Source organism: Herbiconiux sp. J20-20 (assembly GCF_057365085.1).
The window spans coordinates 2,505,696-2,523,937 of sequence record NZ_CP195122.1 but is presented as its reverse complement, the minus strand read 5'-3'; the positions used below and the strand labels follow the sequence as shown (position 1 = coordinate 2,523,937).

Below are 18,242 nucleotides of genomic sequence, written 5' to 3'. Positions count from 1 at the left end.
TACTTGAGCGAGAGTGGGCGGTCGGCCGTGTCAAGCCCCGTGACCGGAGTGACTCCCGAGGGCTTTGCCTCGGGCGAGTTCGGAGCCAATGAATGGCTCGTCGACGAGATGTACGAGCGGTATCGCCTCGACAAGCACTCGGTCGACAAGAGCTGGTGGCCGATCCTCGAGAACTACCAGCCCGGCGCGAGCGCTCCCGTCGCCACGGAACCGGCCGCGCCCGCCGCGGATGCCGCTGCCCCCGCTGCCCCCGTTGCTGAGGCCCCCGCTGCCGAGGCCCCGGCTGCCGCCGCTCCGGCCGCTCCCGCCGCGCCGGCTGCGTCGGCGCCTGCCGCGGGCAACGGCACGACCCCGGTCGCCCGCACCACCGGTGTTCCCGCCAAGCCGCAGCCGATTCCCGCCGAGGCGCCCACGACCGCCAGCCTGCCCGTCGTCGGCGGTGCCGACGCGGAGCCGCAGGAGGACGTGGTCACCCCGCTGCGCGGAATGAGCAAGGCCCTCGCGACCAACATGGACCAGAGCCTCACGGTGCCGACCGCGACCAGCGTGCGCACCGTTCCGGCGAAGCTCATGATCGACAACCGCATCGTGATCAACAACCACATGCGGCGCGCCCGCGGTGGCAAGGTCTCGTTCACGCACCTCATCGGCTGGGCGCTCGTGCAGACGCTCAAGGAGTTCCCGAGCCAGAACGTCTCCTACGCGGAGATCGACGGCAAGCCGAGCCTCATCGCCCACGCGCACGTCAACCTCGGCATCGCCATCGACCTGCCCAAGCCCGACGGCTCGCGCTCGCTGCTGGTGCCGAACATCAAGCGCGTCGACACCATGACCTTCGCCGAGTACCTGGCGGCCTACGAGGACATCGTGGCCCGCGCGCGCGGCAACAAGCTCACCGCCGAGGACTTCGCCGGCACCACGATCTCGCTCACCAACCCCGGCGGCATCGGCACCGAGCACTCGGTTCCCCGCCTGATGCGCGGCCAGGGATCCATCATCGGCGCGGGAGCGCTCGAGTACCCGGCCGCCTTCCAGGGCTCGTCGCCGCGAACGCTCCACGAGCTCGGCATCGGCAAGACGATCACGCTCACCAGCACCTACGACCACCGCGTCATCCAGGGCGCCGGCTCGGGCGAGTTCCTCAAGAAGGTCCACGAGCTGCTGATCGGCGAGCGCGGCTTCTACGAGGGCATCTTCGCCGCGCTGCGCATCCCCTACGACCCGATCCACTGGGCCGAGGACATCAACGTCGACCTGTCCGAGCGCATCAGCAAGACCTCGCGCGTGCAGGAGCTCATCAACGCGTTCCGCGTGCGCGGGCATCTGATGGCCGACGTCGACCCGCTCGAGTACGTGCAGCGCTCGCACCCGGACCTCGACCTCTCCAGCCACGGGCTCACCTTCTGGGATCTCGACCGCGAGTTCGTGCTCGGCGGATTCGCCGGCAAGCGCGCCGCGCTGCTGCGCGAGGTGCTCGGCGTGCTGCGCGACTCGTACTGCCGCACCGTCGGCGTCGAGTACATGCACATCCAGGACCCGACCCAGCGCGCCTGGTTCCAGGAGCGCCTCGAGCGCCCCTACGAGAAGCCGACGCACGATGAGCAGCTGCGCATCATGGAGAAGCTCAACGAGGCCGAGGCGTTCGAGACCTTCCTGCAGACCAAGTACGTCGGCCAGAAGCGCTTCAGCCTCGAGGGTGGCGAGTCCGTCATCGCGCTGCTCGACGAGATCCTGCAGGGTGCAGCCGAGGAGGAGCTCTCGGAGGTCGCCATCGGCATGGCGCACCGCGGTCGCCTCAACGTGCTGACCAACATCGCCGGCAAGACCTACGGACAGATCTTCCGCGAGTTCGAGGGAACCCAGGACCCGCGCACCGTGCAGGGCTCCGGCGACGTCAAGTACCACCTCGGCACCGAGGGCACCTTCACGAGTGCCTCCGGCAAGGAGGTCCCGGTCTATCTCGCGGCGAACCCCTCGCACCTGGAGGCCGTCAACGGCGTCCTGGAGGGCATCACCCGCGCGAAGCAGGATCGCACCGGCGACGGCCTGTTCTCGACCCTCCCGATCCTGCTGCACGGCGATGCGTCGATGGCCGGTCAGGGCGTCGTGGTCGAGACCCTGCAGATGTCTCAGCTGCGCGCCTACAAGACCGGCGGCACGATCCACGTCGTGATCAACAACCAGGTCGGCTTCACGACGCCGCCGAGCGAGGCCCGCACGTCGGTGTACTCGACCGACGTCGCCAAGACGATCCAGGCGCCGATCTTCCACGTCAACGGCGACGACCCCGAGGCGGTCGTCCGCGTCGCGCAGCACGCCTTCGCGTACCGCCAGAAGTTCAAGTCGGATGTCGTCATCGACCTCGTCTGCTACCGCCGCCGCGGCCACAACGAGGGCGACGACCCGTCGATGACCCAGCCGCTGATGTACAACCTGATCGAGGCCAAGCGCAGCGTTCGCACGCTCTACACCGAGGCCCTCGTCGGTCGCGGCGACATCACGCCGGAGGAGTTCGAGGCGGCGCAGCGCGACTTCCAGGAGCGCCTGGAGCGGGCCTTCGCCGAGACGCACGCCGCACAGACCGGCACCGTGCCGGTCGTCAAGGGCGACGCGACCTCGGCCACCGATCTGGAGCGCCCCGACTCCCAGCGCGAGGCGAGCGCGGGCGAGCCGGAGTCGACCGCGGTCGCCGAGAGCGTCGTCACGCTCGTCGGCGACGCGCACGAGAACACCCCCGAGGGGTTCACCGTCCACCCGAAGCTGCAGCAGCTGCTGAAGAAGCGCGTCGAGATGAGCCGCAAGGGCTCGATCGACTGGGGCTTCGGAGAGCTGATCGCGCTCGGCTCGCTGCTGGTCGAGGGCACGCCCGTGCGCGTCGTCGGCCAGGATGCGCGCCGCGGCACCTTCGTCTCGCGCCACGCCGTGTTCCACGACCGTGAGAACGGTCAGGAGTGGCTGCCGCTGGCGAACCTCTCCGACTCGCAGGCACGGTTCCAGATCTTCGACTCGCTGCTGTCGGAGTACGCCGCGCTCGCCTTCGAGTACGGCTACTCGGTCGAGCGACCGGACGCGCTCGTGCTCTGGGAGGCCCAGTTCGGCGACTTCGCCAACGGCGCGCAGACCGTCATCGACGAGTTCATCTCGAGCGCCGAGCAGAAGTGGGGTCAGCGCTCGAGCGTCGTCATGCTGCTGCCGCACGGCTACGAGGGCCAGGGCCCGGACCACTCCTCGGCGCGCATCGAGCGCTTCCTTCAGCTCGCCGCGGAAGACAACATGACGATCGCGCGCCCGTCGACGCCCGCGTCGTACTTCCACCTGCTGCGTCGCCAGGCCTACGCGCGCCCGCGCCGACCGCTCATCGTCTTCACCCCGAAGTCGATGCTGCGACTGCGCGGCGCCACGAGCGAGGTCGCCGACTTCACGAACGGCAAGTTCGAGCCGGTGCTCGACGACGCCCGCATCACCGACCCGTCGACGGTCAAGCGGGTGCTGCTGCACGCGGGCAAGCTGCACTACGACCTGAAGAACGAGCTCGACAAGCGGGAGGACTCCTCGTCCTTCGCCCTCGTCCGGCTGGAGCAGTACCACCCGCTGCCGACCGCGCAGCTGGATGCGGTGTTCGAGCGCTACCCGAACGCCGAGCTCATGTGGGTTCAGGAGGAGCCGGCGAACCAGGGTGCCTGGCCGTTCCTCAGCATCGAGCTGGGACGCCACCTCGGTGCGCGCTCGCTGCTCGTCTCCTCGCGCCCGGCCTCCGCGTCGCCCGCGACCGGGTCCACGAAGCGCAGCAACCAGGAGCAGGCCGACCTCATCGCGGCCGCACTCCAGCTCGGCTGATCGGCGCCGCCGCGGCGCCTAGTGCGTCGCGGCGCCGTCCAGCCGATCCAAGATCGCCCGGCGCAGCTCGTCGGGCGCCTTCTCCTGGCAGGAGCGCTGCAGCTTCTGCAGCAGCGTCAACCCGACGAGGTGCTCGCCGTTGCAGTCGGGGCAGTTCTCGAGATGCTCCGACACGTCGCGGAAGTCCTCATCGCTCAACTCGCGATGCAGGTACTCCTCCAGCTCGGCCTTGGCCTTGTCGCAGCCGCAATCGGTCATGAGGTGCTCCCGGTATTCGTGGTGGTGTAGCCGCGCTCGGCGGCGTAGTCGGCGAGGCGCTCGCGCAGGAGCCGGCGGCCGCGATGCAGTCGGCTCATGACGGTCCCCACCGGGGTCTTCATGATGTCGGCGATCTCCTGGTAGGAGAACCCTTCGACATCGGCGAGATAGACGGCGAGCCGGAAGTCCTCGGGAATCGAGTTGAGAGCCTCCTTGACGTCGCTGTCGGGCAGATGATCGATCGCCTCCGCTTCGGCCGAGCGCGTGATCCGGCCCTGCGTGAGCGACTCCGCCGAGCCCAGCTGCCAGTCCTCGAGCTCGTCGATGGTGCCCTGGTACGGCGCGCGCTGGTTCTTGCGGTAGCTGTTGATGAACGTGTTGGTGAGGATGCGGTACAGCCACGCCTTGAGGTTCGTGCCCTGCTCGAAGCGCGCGAACGCCGAGAACGCCTTCACGAAGGTCTCCTGCACCAGATCGCTGGCATCCGCGGGGTTCCGCGTCATGCGCAGCGCGGCCGCGTAGAGCTGATCCATGAACGGAATGGCCTGCTCTTCGAACTGGGATCGCAGTTCGGCAGACGTGTCGTCGTCACTCATCGTTGCTGAGTCTACGGTCGACACATCCGAGGGGGCTTCGAGAACCTGCACCGCCGCCTCCGTTCTGCTCGCGAGCGATACTCTTGACAACCAATGGGATTCATCAGCTATTCCGGCCGGAACGAACAACTCGCCCCGGTGACGGACTCCGCCCCCGGACCGTGGCTCGCACCGCTCGCCTCGGGTCCGCTCGACGTCACCCTCACCCTGCCGGGCTCGAAGAGCCTCACCAACCGCGAACTGGTGCTCGCGGCCCTCGCCGACGGCCCGTCGCTGCTGCGCCGTCCGCTGCACTCACGCGACTCGGCGCTCATGATCGAGGCGCTGCGTCAGCTCGGCGTGGGCATCGAGGACACCCCGGGCGATGGCGAGTTCGGTCCCGACCTGCTCGTCACCCCGGCCGAGCTGCGCGGCGCGATCGCGATCGACTGCGGCCTCGCCGGCACCGTGATGCGGTTCGTGCCGCCGCTGGCTGCTCTCGCCCTCGGACCGGTGTCGCTCGACGGCGACCCGCACGCCCGCGCCCGTCCGATGCGCACGACGATCCAGGCCCTGCGCGACCTCGGGATCGAGGTCAGCGACGACGGTCGCGGCGCCCTGCCGTTCACGATCCACGCCACCGGCCGCGTCGCCGGCGGCGAACTGTCGATCGACGCCTCCGCCTCCAGCCAGTTCGTCTCCGGACTCCTCCTCGCCGCGCCGCGCTTCGAGGCCGGACTCACGCTGCGCCACACCGGTGACCGACTGCCGAGCGTGCCGCACATCGAGATGACGATCCACACGCTCGCGGAGCGCGGCGTCGTCGTCGACTCCCCCGAGGCCGGCGTCTGGGTCGTGCCGCCGGGCCCGATCGCGGCCCGCGATGTGACCATCGAGCCGGACCTCTCGAACGCGGGACCGTTCCTCGCCGCCGCGCTCGTCGCCGGCGGACGCGTTGCGATCTCGGGCTGGCCGCGCCAGACGACGCAGGTCGGCGACGAGCTGCCGCGCCTGCTCGCCGGGTTCGGCGCCACCGTCACGCGCGAGCACGATCACGGCACCGACACCGACACGGTCGTCGTCGACGGCGGCGTGGGGGTGCGCGGGGGCGCCGCCCTGGCGGCGCACGACCTGGATCTCACCATCGGCGGCGAACTGGCTCCCACGATCGCCGGGCTGGCGGCCGTCGCCGACGGCGCGATGGAGCTGAGCGGGATCGGGCACCTGCGTGGCCACGAGACCGACCGTCTCGCCGCCCTCGCCGACGACCTCGCCGCCCTCGGCGGCGCCGCGACCGTGCTCGACGACGGCCTGCGCATCACCCCGCAACGGATGCACGCGGGACCCTGGCGCGCCTTCGCCGACCATCGCATGGCGACGACGGGAGCCCTGCTCGGTCTCGTCATCGACGGCGTGGAGGTCGACGACATCGGCTCGACCGCGAAGACGCTGCCGGAGTTCCCCGAGCTGTGGTCGAAGCTCGTCGCCAGCGCAGGGAGCCCGTCGGCATGAGCTGGCTGCCCCCGGACGACGACGATGACGACGACTGGGACGAGCACGCCTTCCGCGCCAGGCCGAACCCGAAGGCGAACCGGCCGCGCACCAAGACGCGCCCCGACCATGACGACGCCGTCGTCGCCCGCGTGCTCTCGGTCGACCGCGGACGCTACACCGTGCTCGTCGACGAGGAGACCAGCGACGACCGCGTAGTGATCGCCACCCGCGCGCGCGAGCTGCGCGACCAGGCGATCGTGACCGGGGATCTCGTCGACGTCGTCGGCGACACCTCCGGCGACGAGGGCACCCTCGCCCGCATCGTCCGGATCCGCGAGCGCGCGACCCTGCTGCGCCGCAGCGCCGACGACACCGACGCGGTCGAGCGGGTCATCGTCGCCAACGCCGACCAGCTGCTGATCGTGGTCGCGGCCGCCAACCCGGAGCCGCGTCCGCGTCTCGTCGACCGCTATCTGGTCGCCGCCTACGACGCGGGCATCGCCCCGCTGATGGTCATCACCAAGACCGACCTCGCCGACCCGGAGCCGTTCCTGGCGCTGTTCGAGGGGCTCGGCATCCCCGTTTTCCGCAGCGCCGAAGGTGCCTTCCCGCTCGACGAGCTGGCGCCCGTGCTCGCCGGGCACCGCACCGTCGCCGTCGGACACTCCGGGGTCGGCAAGTCGACGCTCGTCAACGCACTGGTGCCGGGCACCGACCGCGCCACCGGCGTCGTCAACGCCGTCACCGGTCGCGGCCGGCACACCTCGAGCTCGACCGTGTCGCTGCACGTGCCGACCGGCGGTTGGATCATCGACACCCCCGGCGTGCGGTCGTTCGGCCTCGGCCACGTCAACCCCGACAACATCGCCCGCTCCTTCGCCGACCTCGCCCCGATCGTCGCCGGGTGCCCGCGCGGGTGCACCCACCTCGACGATGCCCCCGACTGCGCCCTCGATGAGGCCATCGAGGCGGGCACCGCGAGCGCCCCCCGAGTCGACTCGCTGCGGCGACTCCTCGCTACGCTGAGTTCGTGACCGACTACTCGCTCGCCGACGACCTCGCGCTCGCCCTCACCCTCGCGGGCGAGGCCGATCTCATCGCGCTGGATCGCTACCGTGCCCAGGATCTCGACATCCAGCTGAAGCCCGACCGCAGCCAGGTCACCGATGCCGACAAGCGCGTCGAGCAGATGGTGCGCGAGCACATCGACGCGGCCCGGCCCGACGACGCCATACTCGGCGAGGAGTTCGGCCGCAGCGGCAGCGGCAGCCGCACCTGGATCGTGGATCCGATCGACGGCACCTCCAACTTCGTGCGCGGGGTGCCCAACTGGGGACTCCTGCTCGCCCTCGTCATCGACGGGGTTCCCGAGGTCGGCGTCGTGAGCGCCCCCGCCCTCGGCCGGCGCTGGTGGGCCGCCACCGGCCACGGCGCCTGGATGCAGGAGGACGGCGGCCCGGCGCGACGCATCCGCGTCAGCGGCATCGACGACCTGTCCGCGGCCAGCCTCAGCTACAACAGCCTGAAGGGCTGGGACGACGCGGGTCGCCTCGATCAGCTCGTCGCGGCGAGTCGCGCCGTCGACCGCACGCGCGCCTACGGCGACCTGTGGTCGTACATGCTCGTGGCCGAGGGCGCGGTCGACGCGGCGGGCGAGTTCGACGTGAAGCCGTGGGATGTCGCCCCGATGTTCCCGATCGTCCGCGAAGCCGGCGGCACCGTCAGCACGATGGAGGGCGGCAGCGAACTCGACGCGGGCAGCCTGCTGGCCTCCAACGGCCTGATTCACGAGGATCTCCTCAACATTCTCGCAACTCGCTAGGCTGGGCGCGTCGGAGGCAGCTGAGACGACCTCCGTTCCCCGAATCGGACGTGAGGTCCCCCATGAACACCACGAAGTCCCGCGTGCTCCGCGCCCTCGCCGGAGCCACGATCCTCGCCGCGGGCCTCGCGCTCAGCGGCTGCAGCATCCTCAACACGCTCACCGGCGGAGTGGAGCGTGACGACGACGGCAACGTCACCCAGGGCAACGACAACGCCGACGTCTTCTCGATCGCGGTCGGCGACTGCCTGAACGACGCCGACGTGAGCGGCGAGGTCCAGACGGTGCCGATCGTCTCCTGCGATGAGCCGCACGACAGTGAGGCCTACTACAGCTACATCGTCGCCGACGGCGACTACCCCGGCGATGACGCCATCGCCGACGAGGCGGGCTTCGCGTGCGTGACCGCCTTCGACAGCTTCGTCGGAGTCGCCTACGAGGAGTCGGTGCTCGACGCCACCTACTACTCGCCGACCGCCGAGAGCTGGGCCGGCGGCGATCGCGAGATCCTCTGCATCATCTACGACCCGGCCGGTCAGGTGACCGGGTCGCTCGAGGGCGCGCAGCGCTAGGGCGTTCACCCGAACTCTGCGGCGCTGGGAGCCTCCCGACGGAGGCTCCCAGCGCTTTTCGTGCGCGCGAGCGCGCGGAGGGGTTGTCCGCATCGTCACACTCCCGTAATCCGCCCGAGACAATCGCCGCTTAGCGTCAGGACATGATCGATCGTGTCGATCCGTTCATCGGAACCGAGGTAACGGCGCTTCCCGCCCAGAGCGGACTCGCCGCGACCTGGTGGTGGCCGAAGCCGCAGGTCGGAAACACCCACCCGGGCGCCACCTATCCCCTCGGCATGGTGTCGACCTGCGCCTACTCGGGGGCCTACCCCACCGGCTACGGGCGCTACGACCTCAACACCGAGGGCGTGCCGACGACGATCCACGACGACGCCGTCGCCTCCGGCTTCACCCACTTCCAGCAGTCCGGCACCGGCGCGATCCGCAAGTACTACAACTACTTCCGCGTCACCCCGATGCTGGAGCCGCTCGACGTGCTCGGGCGGCACTGGAATCTCAGCGACGAGGAGGCGGCCCCCGGCTTCTACGCAGCCACCCTCGACTCGGGGATTCGCGCCGAGCTGACCGTCGGCCCCAAGAGTGCCGTGCACCGCTACCGCTTCCCGAAGCACGCGAACGCACGTCTCGTCGTCGACTTCTCGCTCGGCGGGCTCGCGATCCCGCACTCGGCCACGACGCCGCTGCGCGCGCACCTGGAGCTCGTCAGCCCCGGCGTCGCGCAGGGCACCATCGTGGTCGAGGGCGCCCCGCTGTCGATCTACGTCGAGTGCGACGCCGACAGCTGGCGCCAGATGCTCTGGTACGACCGCCGCCTGATGCCCGGCGGCACCCGGCTCGACTTCGACCACATCCGCCCCACGACGCTCCGTCCGTTCGGACTCATGTGGGCGGGGGCGAGCAGTGAGGATCACACCGTCGAACTGCGGATCGGGTTCTCGCTGCGCGGCGTCGAACAGGCCAAGCGCAACCTGCACACCGACTGCGGCACGAGCTCGCGCCGCTTCGACTCGCGGCGCGAGCGCACCCAGGAGGCGTGGCGCCGGCACCTCGACGCGATCACCATCGAGACACCCAGCGCCGAGCGCGAGACGGTGTTCTCGACCGCCCTCTACCACTCGCTCATCAAGCCCTGCCTCGCCCCCGGCGAGAGCCCGTTCTGGCCGAGCGAGGGCCCCTTCGTCTTCGACATCAGCACGATGTGGGACATCTACCGCACCCAGCTGCCGCTGCTCGGAGCGCTGTATCCCGAGCGCGCCGTCGAACTCGCGAACGCGCTGCTGACGATCGCCGAGGAGGAGGGCAACTTCCCGATCGGCTACCGGATGGCGGTCGGCAGCGACCGCTTCTCGCGCCAGGGCAGCGCGCTGGCGCACACCTTCCTGGCCGACCTGTGCCAGCGCGGGGTGACCGGGATCGACTGGGAGTGGGCGCTCGTCCACATGCACAACGACCTGCGGCGCACCTACGGCGAAGACTTCCTGCTGCGCGGCGAGGCGCATCCGATCAGCCACACGCTCGACATCGCCTTCGCCTACTGGTGCACCGCGAAGGTGGCGCACGTCGTCGGCGACACCGCACTCGTCGAGGAGTTCACGCGCCTCGCCGAGCGGTGGGTGAACGCCTACGACGCCGAGAGCGGGCTGCTGCGCGACTCGACCTTCTATGAGGGCAGCAAGCACAACTACTCGTTCCGGGTGCAGCACGACATGGCGGCGCGCATCGCGCTGGCCGGGGGCGACGACGGCTACCTCGCCCTCGCGGATGCGTTCTTCGGCTACGGCGCCGAGCCGGTCACCCAACCGGGCGTCGCGCCCGGGCCGGCGGAGCTGGAGGCCGGCTACGCGCTCGGCCGCTTCGAAGGGCTCAACAACGAGCCCGACATGGAAGCGCCCTGGACCTACCACTACGCCGGGCGCCCCGACCGCACCGCCGAGATCGTCCATCACATCGTGCAGCAGCAGTTCGGCGTCGGCCGCGGCGGTCTGCCCGGCAACGACGACTCCGGCGGCCTGAGCTCGTGGTACGTCTGGGCGAGCCTCGGCGTGTTCCCGGCGGCCGGCCAGAACCTGTTCTTCGTCAACGCGCCCTCCTTCCGCCGCGCCGAGATCGCGGTGGTCGGCGGCCGCTTCCTGATCGAGACCGAAGGGTTCATCGAGCCCGAGGCGGGCGGACCGGTGCAGTACGTGCAATCGGCCACCCTCAACGGGCATCCGCTCGAGCGCAGCTGGATCAGCGGCGACGAGTTCCACGGCGGCGGCGAGCTGCTTCTTCGCCTCGGCGCCGAACCGACCGACTGGGGGCGCCTGCATCGGCCCCCCTCCCACCCGCTGGCCTGACCTCCGACACGACGCGCTCGCATCCATACGCACCGAAGGATCCACTCATGACTACGAAACCTCGCAACCGCCTCGTCATCGTCAACCGGGCCGACCCGGTCATCTGCGGCCACTCCGTGGAGGGCCGCAACCTCGCCGAAGCGGCCCTGGAGCGCGGATTCGACGAGGTGCGCATCGTCACCTGGCCGCTCGACCGGCTCGAGACCAGCGGCCTGCCGCTGAAGCCGCTCGACAGCGTGCTGCCCTACAGCCCCGGCATCCATGTCGAACGGCCCGACCCCGTCGGCGACTACAAGGTGCCGGACGGCCGGTACCTGGCCGGCATCACCGGCCGGCTGGTCGAACTGTTCACCGACGGGGTGCCGACCACCGCCCTCTCGCTGTACCTCAGCCCGCACACCCTCGCCGTCTCGGACGCCGTGCGCATCGCGCAGGCGACCGGCCTTCCCGTGGATGTGACCACCATCGCGGAGGCGGTGGGCAGCGACATCACCAACGTCGTGCGCTCCAGCCTCGACCAGGACGCCTACGGGGCCGCCGCGCAGATCTTCAGCGCCTACCTCAACCAGGATCGGTGCGTCGCCGTGTCGGAGTACACGCGCGAGATGATCGTCGAGGCGGCCGCCGAGCTCGACGTGCGCCACGGGACGCGCTTCGCCGAGCAGTGCCGTGAGCGCATCACCATCTCCTACCCCGCGATCGACGCCTCCGCCTACCTCGACCTCGACCCGGCTGAGACCGACGAGGTGCTCGCGCGTCGCGGGCTGCGCCGCAACCGCTACGTGCTGTTCTTGTCGCGACTGCAGGCCGCCAAGGGCGTCGACGACCTCATCGAGGGCTTCGAACGCGCGGGCCTCGACGACGACATCGAGCTGATCATCGCCGGCCGCGGGCCCGATGCCGAGCGCCTGCACGGCCTGGCGGCGGCCTCGCCGCTGGCGGACCGCATCCGCTTCCTCGATGACGTCGGCGACGCCGAGAAGCCGCACCTGATGGAGGCCTGCGCCGTGTACGCGCTGCCGAGCAAGCCCAGCCCCGACTTCGTCGAGACCTTCGGCATCGCCCTCGCCGAGAAGATGCTCGCCGGTGGCGGCCCGGTGATCACGACGCTCGCGGGCGGCATCGGCGAGGCGGTCGGCGACCACGCGATGATCGTGCCGGTCGAGGATCCGGGTGCGATCGCGGAAGCGCTGAGCGCCGCGCTCGCCCTCGACGCGGAGGCGCTCGCCTCCAGCGCCGCGGCCGCCCGCGCCCACGCGCTCCAGTTCGACCGCACCGCTGTCTTCGACAACCTCTTCGCCCCCGCCCCCCTCCCCGCCTAACCCCCTCCCCCTCCCCCCTCCCCCTCCGCCGAGCGCTACCGAAACGGGCGAGCGCTACCGGAACTTCGGTAGCGTTCGTGAGTTTCGGTAGCGCTCGGGATGGATGGGGCGGGGCGGGGCGGCGCAACGTGGTGGAAATGTGGGCGCAACGTGGTGGACGCGGCGCGCGAGGATACTGAGGCGGTGCTCCTCGTCATCCATGCCCGCCTGATTCCCGTCGCCGCCAGCGGCCCCGATGTGCTCGACGACGGGTGGATGCTCGTCGGCGACGACGGCCGCATCGACTCGATCGGAACCGGCACCCCGCCCGCCGTTCCCGCCGGCACGGAGACCCTCGACGTCGCGGGCGCCTTCGTCGCGCCCGGCTTCGTCTCGGCGCACTCGCACCTGTTCACCGGCCCCACCCGCGGGCTGGGCGTCGACCAGACCCTCTACGGCTGGTGCGATTCGATGCTCGGCTTCTTCAGCAAGGTGCCCGCCGAGCTCATGTACTGGTGCACGCTGCACGGCTCGCTCGACTTCCTCAGCAACGGCGTCACGACCGCCTTCGACTTCTGCGACCCCCGACTGCCCTGGGAGCCGATGATCGAGGGCGCCCGCAGCGGCGCCGGCGAGCTGCGACCCACCGCGTACCTGACCCGGCAGGCCGACGCCAAGGCGGATGCGGGCATCCGCTTCGTCAACGCCGTCGGCATGGATGTCACCGTCGGCTCCGACGACGAGATCTTCGAGCGCCTCGCTGAGGTCATCGCCCACGACGACACCCTCGACCCGGCCCTCCGCCTCGGCAGCGCCGTCTTCGGCGCCGTGCAGTGGTCGCCGCGCCGCGACGCCGCCGAGCTCGAGGTGGAGGCGATGCGCCGCTTCGGGCTGATCAACCAGGCGCACTTCCTGGAGACGCGTGCCGAGGTCGAGCTGCAGCGCTCCAAGTTCGAGTGGTACGCCGAGGCGAACGCGCTCGGCCCCGACCTGATCTTCGGCCACTTCATCCAGACCACCCCCGAGATCATCGACCGCGCCGCCGCAGCCGGCTCCGGCATGAGCTGGCAGCCCGCCTCCAACGGCCGACTGGCGAGCGGCATCGCCGACCTCGGGCGGATGCGCGAGCAGGGCATGACGATCGGCGTCGGCCTCGACGACCAGGCCTGCACCGACGTCAGCGACCCGTGGCAGAACATGCGGATCGGCATCTTCCAGCAGCGCGCCGCCACTGGCGACCCGCGCAGCATGATGCCCGCCGAGATGCTGCGCCTGCACACGCGCGGCTCGGCCGAGGTGCTCGGCATCGCCGACCGCGTGGGGTCGCTCGAGCCTGGCAAGTTCGCCGACTTCCTCGTCGTCGACCCGCGCTCGCCCGACATCGGGCCGCTGTGGCACCCGATCGACAACTACGTGCTGTCGATGACGACCCGCAACCTGAAGGCGGTCTACACCGGCGGCAGGCTCGCGAGCGCCGAGGGCGTGTCGACGAACCCGCTCGCCGCCGAGGCCAGCGCCAAGGTGCACGAGGCGCTCCCCCGGCTGGTGGCCGAGTCGGGCTGGCCTGCCTGAGTCAGGCTGCTACCGGATCCACTCCGAACGCGGCACGAGTTCGAGCGCGAGCGGCCGAGCGGCCGTGGTCGTGAGTTCGACGCGCCGGCCCTGATCGGCCGAGTCGAGCAGCGCCATCATGACCTCGAGCGTGTGCAGCGCCATTTCGCCGCTCGCTCGCGCGGGTCGCGCCGGCGTGGCGCGCACGAAGTCGAGCAGCCCGACGCCGCGCGCCGAGTCGACGTAGCCGGCTGACGCCTCCAGTTCGCGCCAGTCGCCCTGCTCGGCCGTCAACTGCAGGCGCACGGCGCCCGAGAACTGGTTGGGGTCGGGCACCACGAGGCTGCCGAGCTCGCCGTGCACCTCGATCGGGGCCGCGGTGGTCGCGGTGCCGTCGAAGCTCGTCGTGAGCGTCGACAGGGCGCCGCTCACGTGCTCCAGCACCCCGGTGACGTGCGTGTCGATCTCGACGGGGATCACCTCACCCGCCCGCGGACCGCTGCCGATGGTGCGGGTGCCCCGACTGCGAGCCGCCGCGCCGACGACGGACTGCACAGGACCGAGCAGGTGGATCAGGGACGAGATGTAGTACACGCCCATGTCGAGCAGCGGGCCGCCGCCCGGGAGGTAGTAGAAGTCCGGGTTCGGGTGCCAGCGCTCGTGACCGGGCGTGATCATCACCGCGGTCGCGGCGTGCGGGGTCCCGATGAGCCCGTCATCGATCGCGGCGCGCGCCGTCTGGGTGCCGGTGCCGAGCACGGTGTCGGGCGCCCCGCCGATCCGGACTCCGGCGGCCTCAGCGGCGCGCAGCATCGCCTGGCCGTCGGCGAAGCTCGCTGCGAGCGGCTTCTCGCCGTACACCTGCTTGCCCGCGCCGATCGCGGCGAGTGCCACCTCGGCGTGCGCTGCCGGGATGGTGAGATTCAGCACGGTGTCGACCTCGGCGTCGCTCACGAGGTCGGCGACGCTGAGTGCACGCGCCGCGGGCAGTTCCCGAGCCACCTCGGCGGAACGGGTCGCATCCAGATCGGCCACCGCCGTGATCGTCAGCGATTCGACCTCGCTCAGCGTCTCGAGGTACGCCCGCGAGATGTTGCCGAGTCCTACGATTCCGATGCGGTGCGAGTCGCCCACAGCATTCCCCGTTCGATGATGGTGCGCACGTGCGGGTTCTCCAGCACGTCAAGACTGTGTCCGGGCGTCGTCACGACGATGCGGCCCGCGCCCCAGAGTCGCGTCCAGACCGCCGGCGAGACGATCGGCCGGTGCCACGGGTGCCACTCCGGGGCCGGATGCGTCGTCGTCGCCAGCACGTCGTTGAGGTCGTCGTGCAGCACCCAGTACTGCTCGGTCACCAGCTCGAAGTCAGCGATCCCCTCCGTGACCGGGTGCCGGCGCCCCAACTCGGTGAACTCGACCGTGTACGGCAGGTAGTTGTTGGACTGCTCGCCGTCGACGAGCTCCGCGGGGTGCTTGCTCGGGTGCGTCGCGAACTGCCCGCCGATCAGCTGAAGGTAGTCGGACGAGGCGCGGAACGAGTCCGCGATGCCGCCGTGCCACCCGGTGAGGCCGGTGCCGGCCGCGACGGCGGCCCGAAGTCCGGCGACCTCCTCGGCCGCGATCTCGGACATCGTGACCGATTGCACGATCAGGTCGATGCGCGCGAGCGCGTCGGCGTCGGCGTAGACCGCGGTCGTCTCCTCCACGCGCACGGCGAAGCCTTCCGCCTCCAGGAACGGAATGAAGAGCTCCGTGCTCTCGACCGGGTGGTGGCCTTCCCAGCCACCGCGAACGACCAGGGCGTTGCGCGTCATCGTGCGGGGGTCCTTTCGACCGGGGTGGAGATCGAGTCGCGCGCGGCACTGGATTCGACGGCCGCGAGCACGCGCTGCACGTCGAGCGCCTCGGCGAAGTCCGGCGACGCGGCTCCGTCGCCGGTCAGCGCCCGCACGAAGTCGACGACCTGATGCGTGAACAGGTGCTCATAGCCGATCCCGTGGCCGGCCGGCCACCAGTTGGCCATGTACGGGTGCACGGCGTCGGTCACCTGGATGCGGCGGAAGCCCTCCGCGACAGTGTCCGTCCCTCGCCCGTCGAAGTACTCGAGTTCGTTCAGCCGCTCGAAGTCGAACGAGATCGAGCCGAGTTCGCCGTTGATCTCGATCCGGTTGGCGTTGCGACGCCCGGTCGCCATCCGGGTGGCCTCGAACACGCCGAGCGCACCGTTGGAGAACGATCCGGTGAACGCCGCCGCGTCGTCGACGGTGACCGGGCCGCGCGCGGCCCCCGCCTGGGCGGCCCCGCCGAGCCCCACGGTCTCGCTGCGCTCCGGTCTCTCGGTGACGAACGTCCGGAGCGTCGCCGAGACGTTCAGAATGCGCTCCCCCGTGAGCCACTGCGCGGTGTCGATGCTGTGAGCGCCGATGTCGCCGAGCGCCCCGGAGCCGGCCTTCGCCTTGTCGAGCCGCCAGGTGAGGGGGGCCTCGGCGTCACGGAGCCAGTCCTGGAGGTACTGCGCGCGCACGTGCCGGATCTCGCCGAGTCGCCCCTCGGCCACGTACTGGCGCGCCAGGGCGAGCGCGGGCGTGCGGCGGTAGCTGAAGCCGCACATGGCGACGCCCGCGGAGCGCGTCGCGGCCTCGAGCATCAGTTCGGCTTCGGCCACCGAGTTGGCGAGCGGCTTCTCGCACAGCACGTGCTTGCCGGCCTCGAGCGCGGCGATCGCGATCTCGGCGTGGGTGTCGCCCGGCGTGCAGATGTCGATGACCTGAATCCGGGGGTCGTCGATCGCGGCCCGCCAGTCCGTGGCGGCACGGCTCCAGCCCAGCTGGCGGGCGCGCTCGGCGGTGCGCTGCGGGTCGTGGCCGACGAGCAGGTCGAGTCGAGGCTCCACCGGGAGGTCGAAGAACCGAGCGGCGGTGCGCCAGGCCTGCGAGTGCGCCCGGCCCATGAACGCCGTGCCGATGAGCGCGATTCCCAGCGGTGCCGACGTCATCTGCGTCCTCCTCCATCGTTGGCAAGGACGACCCTGCCACGAGTGGTCGCGCCGCACCCAGTTGTTGCGCAAAAATAACGGGGAGGGAGGCCCGAATGACGCAGAAGCGGGAGCACCCGGCCACGATGGCGAGGATCGCGACCGCCGCCGGGGTGTCGATCGCGACCGTGTCGCGCGTGCTGGCCGGGCGCGGCGACCTGGCCCGCGGCACGCGAGAGCGGGTGCTGCAGGCGGCCGATGAACTCGGCTACCAGCGCGCGGCGACGAACCGGGGTCGCCCGCCGCGACTCGACCCGCGGTTGATCGAACTCGTGCTCGGAAGCTTCACCGACTCATGGACCGATCGCGTCATCGCGAGCGCGCATCAGGCCGCGTTCCGCGGGGGCTTCGATCTCGTGCTCACCCACGAGCGCGAAGACCCCGCCGACGACTGGCCGACTCGACTCGCGGCACGCCGTCCGGCCGGCGCGATTCTGGGGCTGTTCCGGCCCACGCAGCGCCAGCTCGACGAGATCCGAGGGCTCAACATCCCGGTCGTGCTGCTGGACCCGCGGTCGGATCCGCGCGGCGAACTCCCGAGCGTCGGCACGACGGATCGGCAGGGCGGCGCCCAGGCGGCAATGCATCTGGCGACCACCGGCGCCCGGCGGTTCGTCGTCGCCACCGGTGTGCCGCAGTATCGCTTCGGACGCGCGCGCGAACAGGGATTCCGGGAGGCGATCCAGGCGCGGATGCCGGGCGCCGAGGTGGTCCGGATCGAAACCCTCTGGTGGGGAGGCGATCTGACCCGAGAGCTCACGCGCCTCACACCGAGCAGGGCCGATCCGGTTGGCCTGTTCGCGTGCAACGACGAGATCGCGTTCGCCGCGTGCGCTGCCGCCCGGCAGCTCGGGATCGCGATCCCCGAGGAGCTCGGCGTTGTGGGCTTCGACGACTCCCCCGCCGCCGCGCGTCACGACCCCGCGCTCACCACGATCCACCAGCCGGTGGAGGCGATGACCGCGCGCGCGGTCGACGTGCTCGGCGAGCTCCGGAGCGGCACGCTGACCTCGTTCGACCGCATCGAACTCGCGACGCGCCTGGTGGTGCGCGGAACGACACGCGCCGCGTCGCAAGCCACCAGCGACGCGGCGCGCGGCTGACGGATGCCGCGACCGTCCCCCTCGTGGGGCCGCAGCATCCGTGCCTGACTCGAGCGCGCTATTCGGCGTCGAGATCCGTTTCCAACAGGGTGACCAGCGCGTCGAGCGCGGCGTCGGCCCCGTCGCCGTCGGCTTTCAGGACGACGACGGTTCCGGCGCCTGCGCCCAGGCTCATGAGCGAGAGGATGCTGCCCGCGTTGAGGTCTTTGCCCCCTTCCACGGCGATCGTGACGGGGACCGGCTGCGCCAGCACGGCCTCGACGAAGATCTTCGCGGGGCGGGCGTGCAGGCCCGAGGCGCTGGCGATGGTGGCGTGGCGTTCAGCCATGATGACTCCTTGAACGGGATGGGTGGCG

At 70.8% G+C, this 18,242-nt stretch carries 15 protein-coding genes; 9 read left to right on the top strand and 6 right to left on the bottom strand.

What is annotated here, in order from left to right; all coding sequences use genetic code 11:
- Positions 1-27: 27 nt before the first annotated feature.
- Positions 28-3,837, top strand: coding sequence for a multifunctional oxoglutarate decarboxylase/oxoglutarate dehydrogenase thiamine pyrophosphate-binding subunit/dihydrolipoyllysine-residue succinyltransferase subunit (locus tag ACR3ZA_RS12235; RefSeq protein ID WP_473662217.1), 3,810 nt, complete (start codon positions 28-30; stop codon positions 3,835-3,837).
- A gap of 18 nt (positions 3,838-3,855) precedes the next feature.
- On the opposite strand, the gene ACR3ZA_RS12230 is transcribed toward ACR3ZA_RS12235, so the two are convergent.
- The gene (locus tag ACR3ZA_RS12230; RefSeq protein WP_473662216.1) at positions 3,856-4,095 is read right to left on the bottom strand and encodes a zf-HC2 domain-containing protein; all 240 of its coding nucleotides are present in this window, start codon (positions 4,093-4,095) and stop codon (positions 3,856-3,858) included.
- Complete coding sequence (locus ACR3ZA_RS12225) at positions 4,092-4,691, bottom strand: sigma-70 family RNA polymerase sigma factor (RefSeq protein ID WP_473662215.1); 600 nt, start codon at positions 4,689-4,691, stop codon at positions 4,092-4,094. Before ACR3ZA_RS12225 ends, ACR3ZA_RS12230 begins: the two co-directional genes overlap by 4 nt.
- A 93-nt stretch (positions 4,692-4,784) precedes the next feature.
- Here ACR3ZA_RS12225 and aroA point away from each other — a divergent pair, with 93 nt between their 5' ends.
- The 7 genes from aroA (at position 4,785) to ACR3ZA_RS12190 (ending at position 13,770) form a co-directional block, all read left to right on the top strand.
- The gene (gene aroA, locus ACR3ZA_RS12220; RefSeq protein WP_473662214.1) at positions 4,785-6,182 is read left to right on the top strand and encodes a 3-phosphoshikimate 1-carboxyvinyltransferase; all 1,398 of its coding nucleotides are present in this window, start codon (positions 4,785-4,787) and stop codon (positions 6,180-6,182) included.
- Positions 6,179-7,198 carry a ribosome small subunit-dependent GTPase A gene (gene rsgA, locus ACR3ZA_RS12215; RefSeq protein ID WP_473662213.1) on the top strand — a complete coding sequence of 340 codons (1,020 nt, stop codon included), beginning with the start codon at positions 6,179-6,181 and terminating at the stop codon, positions 7,196-7,198. Before aroA ends, rsgA begins: the two co-directional genes overlap by 4 nt.
- On the top strand, positions 7,195-7,986 hold the full coding sequence (locus ACR3ZA_RS12210; protein WP_473662212.1) for an inositol monophosphatase family protein: 792 nt from the start codon (positions 7,195-7,197) through the stop codon (positions 7,984-7,986). The genes rsgA and ACR3ZA_RS12210 overlap by 4 nt, the downstream gene beginning before the upstream one ends.
- Positions 7,987-8,048: 62 nt before the next feature.
- Positions 8,049-8,558 carry a septum formation family protein gene (locus ACR3ZA_RS12205; RefSeq protein ID WP_473662211.1) on the top strand — a complete coding sequence of 170 codons (510 nt, stop codon included), beginning with the start codon at positions 8,049-8,051 and terminating at the stop codon, positions 8,556-8,558.
- A gap of 143 nt (positions 8,559-8,701) precedes the next feature.
- The gene (locus ACR3ZA_RS12200; RefSeq protein WP_473662210.1) at positions 8,702-10,897 is read left to right on the top strand and encodes a GH92 family glycosyl hydrolase; all 2,196 of its coding nucleotides are present in this window, start codon (positions 8,702-8,704) and stop codon (positions 10,895-10,897) included.
- A gap of 47 nt (positions 10,898-10,944) precedes the next feature.
- Positions 10,945-12,219, top strand: a complete 1,275-nt coding sequence (locus tag ACR3ZA_RS12195) for a glycosyltransferase (RefSeq protein WP_473662209.1) — start codon at positions 10,945-10,947, stop codon at positions 12,217-12,219.
- A 183-nt stretch (positions 12,220-12,402) separates the two neighbouring features.
- The gene (locus ACR3ZA_RS12190) at positions 12,403-13,770 is read left to right on the top strand and encodes an amidohydrolase family protein (protein ID WP_473662208.1); all 1,368 of its coding nucleotides are present in this window, start codon (positions 12,403-12,405) and stop codon (positions 13,768-13,770) included.
- A 9-nt stretch (positions 13,771-13,779) separates the two neighbouring features.
- Here the strand turns inward: ACR3ZA_RS12190 and ACR3ZA_RS12185 are convergent, their stop codons facing one another.
- The 3 genes from ACR3ZA_RS12185 to ACR3ZA_RS12175 are packed head-to-tail and all read right to left on the bottom strand — an operon-like array spanning position 13,780 to position 16,744.
- Positions 13,780-14,883 carry a Gfo/Idh/MocA family protein gene (locus ACR3ZA_RS12185; protein ID WP_473662207.1) on the bottom strand — a complete coding sequence of 368 codons (1,104 nt, stop codon included), beginning with the start codon at positions 14,881-14,883 and terminating at the stop codon, positions 13,780-13,782.
- On the bottom strand, positions 14,853-15,563 hold the full coding sequence (locus ACR3ZA_RS12180) for a ThuA domain-containing protein (RefSeq protein ID WP_473662206.1): 711 nt from the start codon (positions 15,561-15,563) through the stop codon (positions 14,853-14,855). Before ACR3ZA_RS12180 ends, ACR3ZA_RS12185 begins: the two co-directional genes overlap by 31 nt.
- Positions 15,560-16,744, bottom strand: a complete 1,185-nt coding sequence (locus tag ACR3ZA_RS12175) for a Gfo/Idh/MocA family protein (protein ID WP_473662205.1) — start codon at positions 16,742-16,744, stop codon at positions 15,560-15,562. Before ACR3ZA_RS12175 ends, ACR3ZA_RS12180 begins: the two co-directional genes overlap by 4 nt.
- A 95-nt stretch (positions 16,745-16,839) precedes the next feature.
- On the opposite strand from ACR3ZA_RS12175, the gene ACR3ZA_RS12170 reads away from it, so the two are divergent.
- Positions 16,840-17,886 (top strand): substrate-binding domain-containing protein, encoded by a 1,047-nt coding sequence (locus ACR3ZA_RS12170; RefSeq protein ID WP_473662204.1) that lies wholly within the window; start codon positions 16,840-16,842, stop codon positions 17,884-17,886.
- Between the two features lie 58 nt (positions 17,887-17,944).
- Here ACR3ZA_RS12170 and ACR3ZA_RS12165 read toward each other — a convergent pair whose 3' ends face one another.
- Positions 17,945-18,214 (bottom strand): HPr family phosphocarrier protein, encoded by a 270-nt coding sequence (locus ACR3ZA_RS12165; protein WP_473662203.1) that lies wholly within the window; start codon positions 18,212-18,214, stop codon positions 17,945-17,947.
- Positions 18,215-18,242 lie beyond the last annotated feature (28 nt).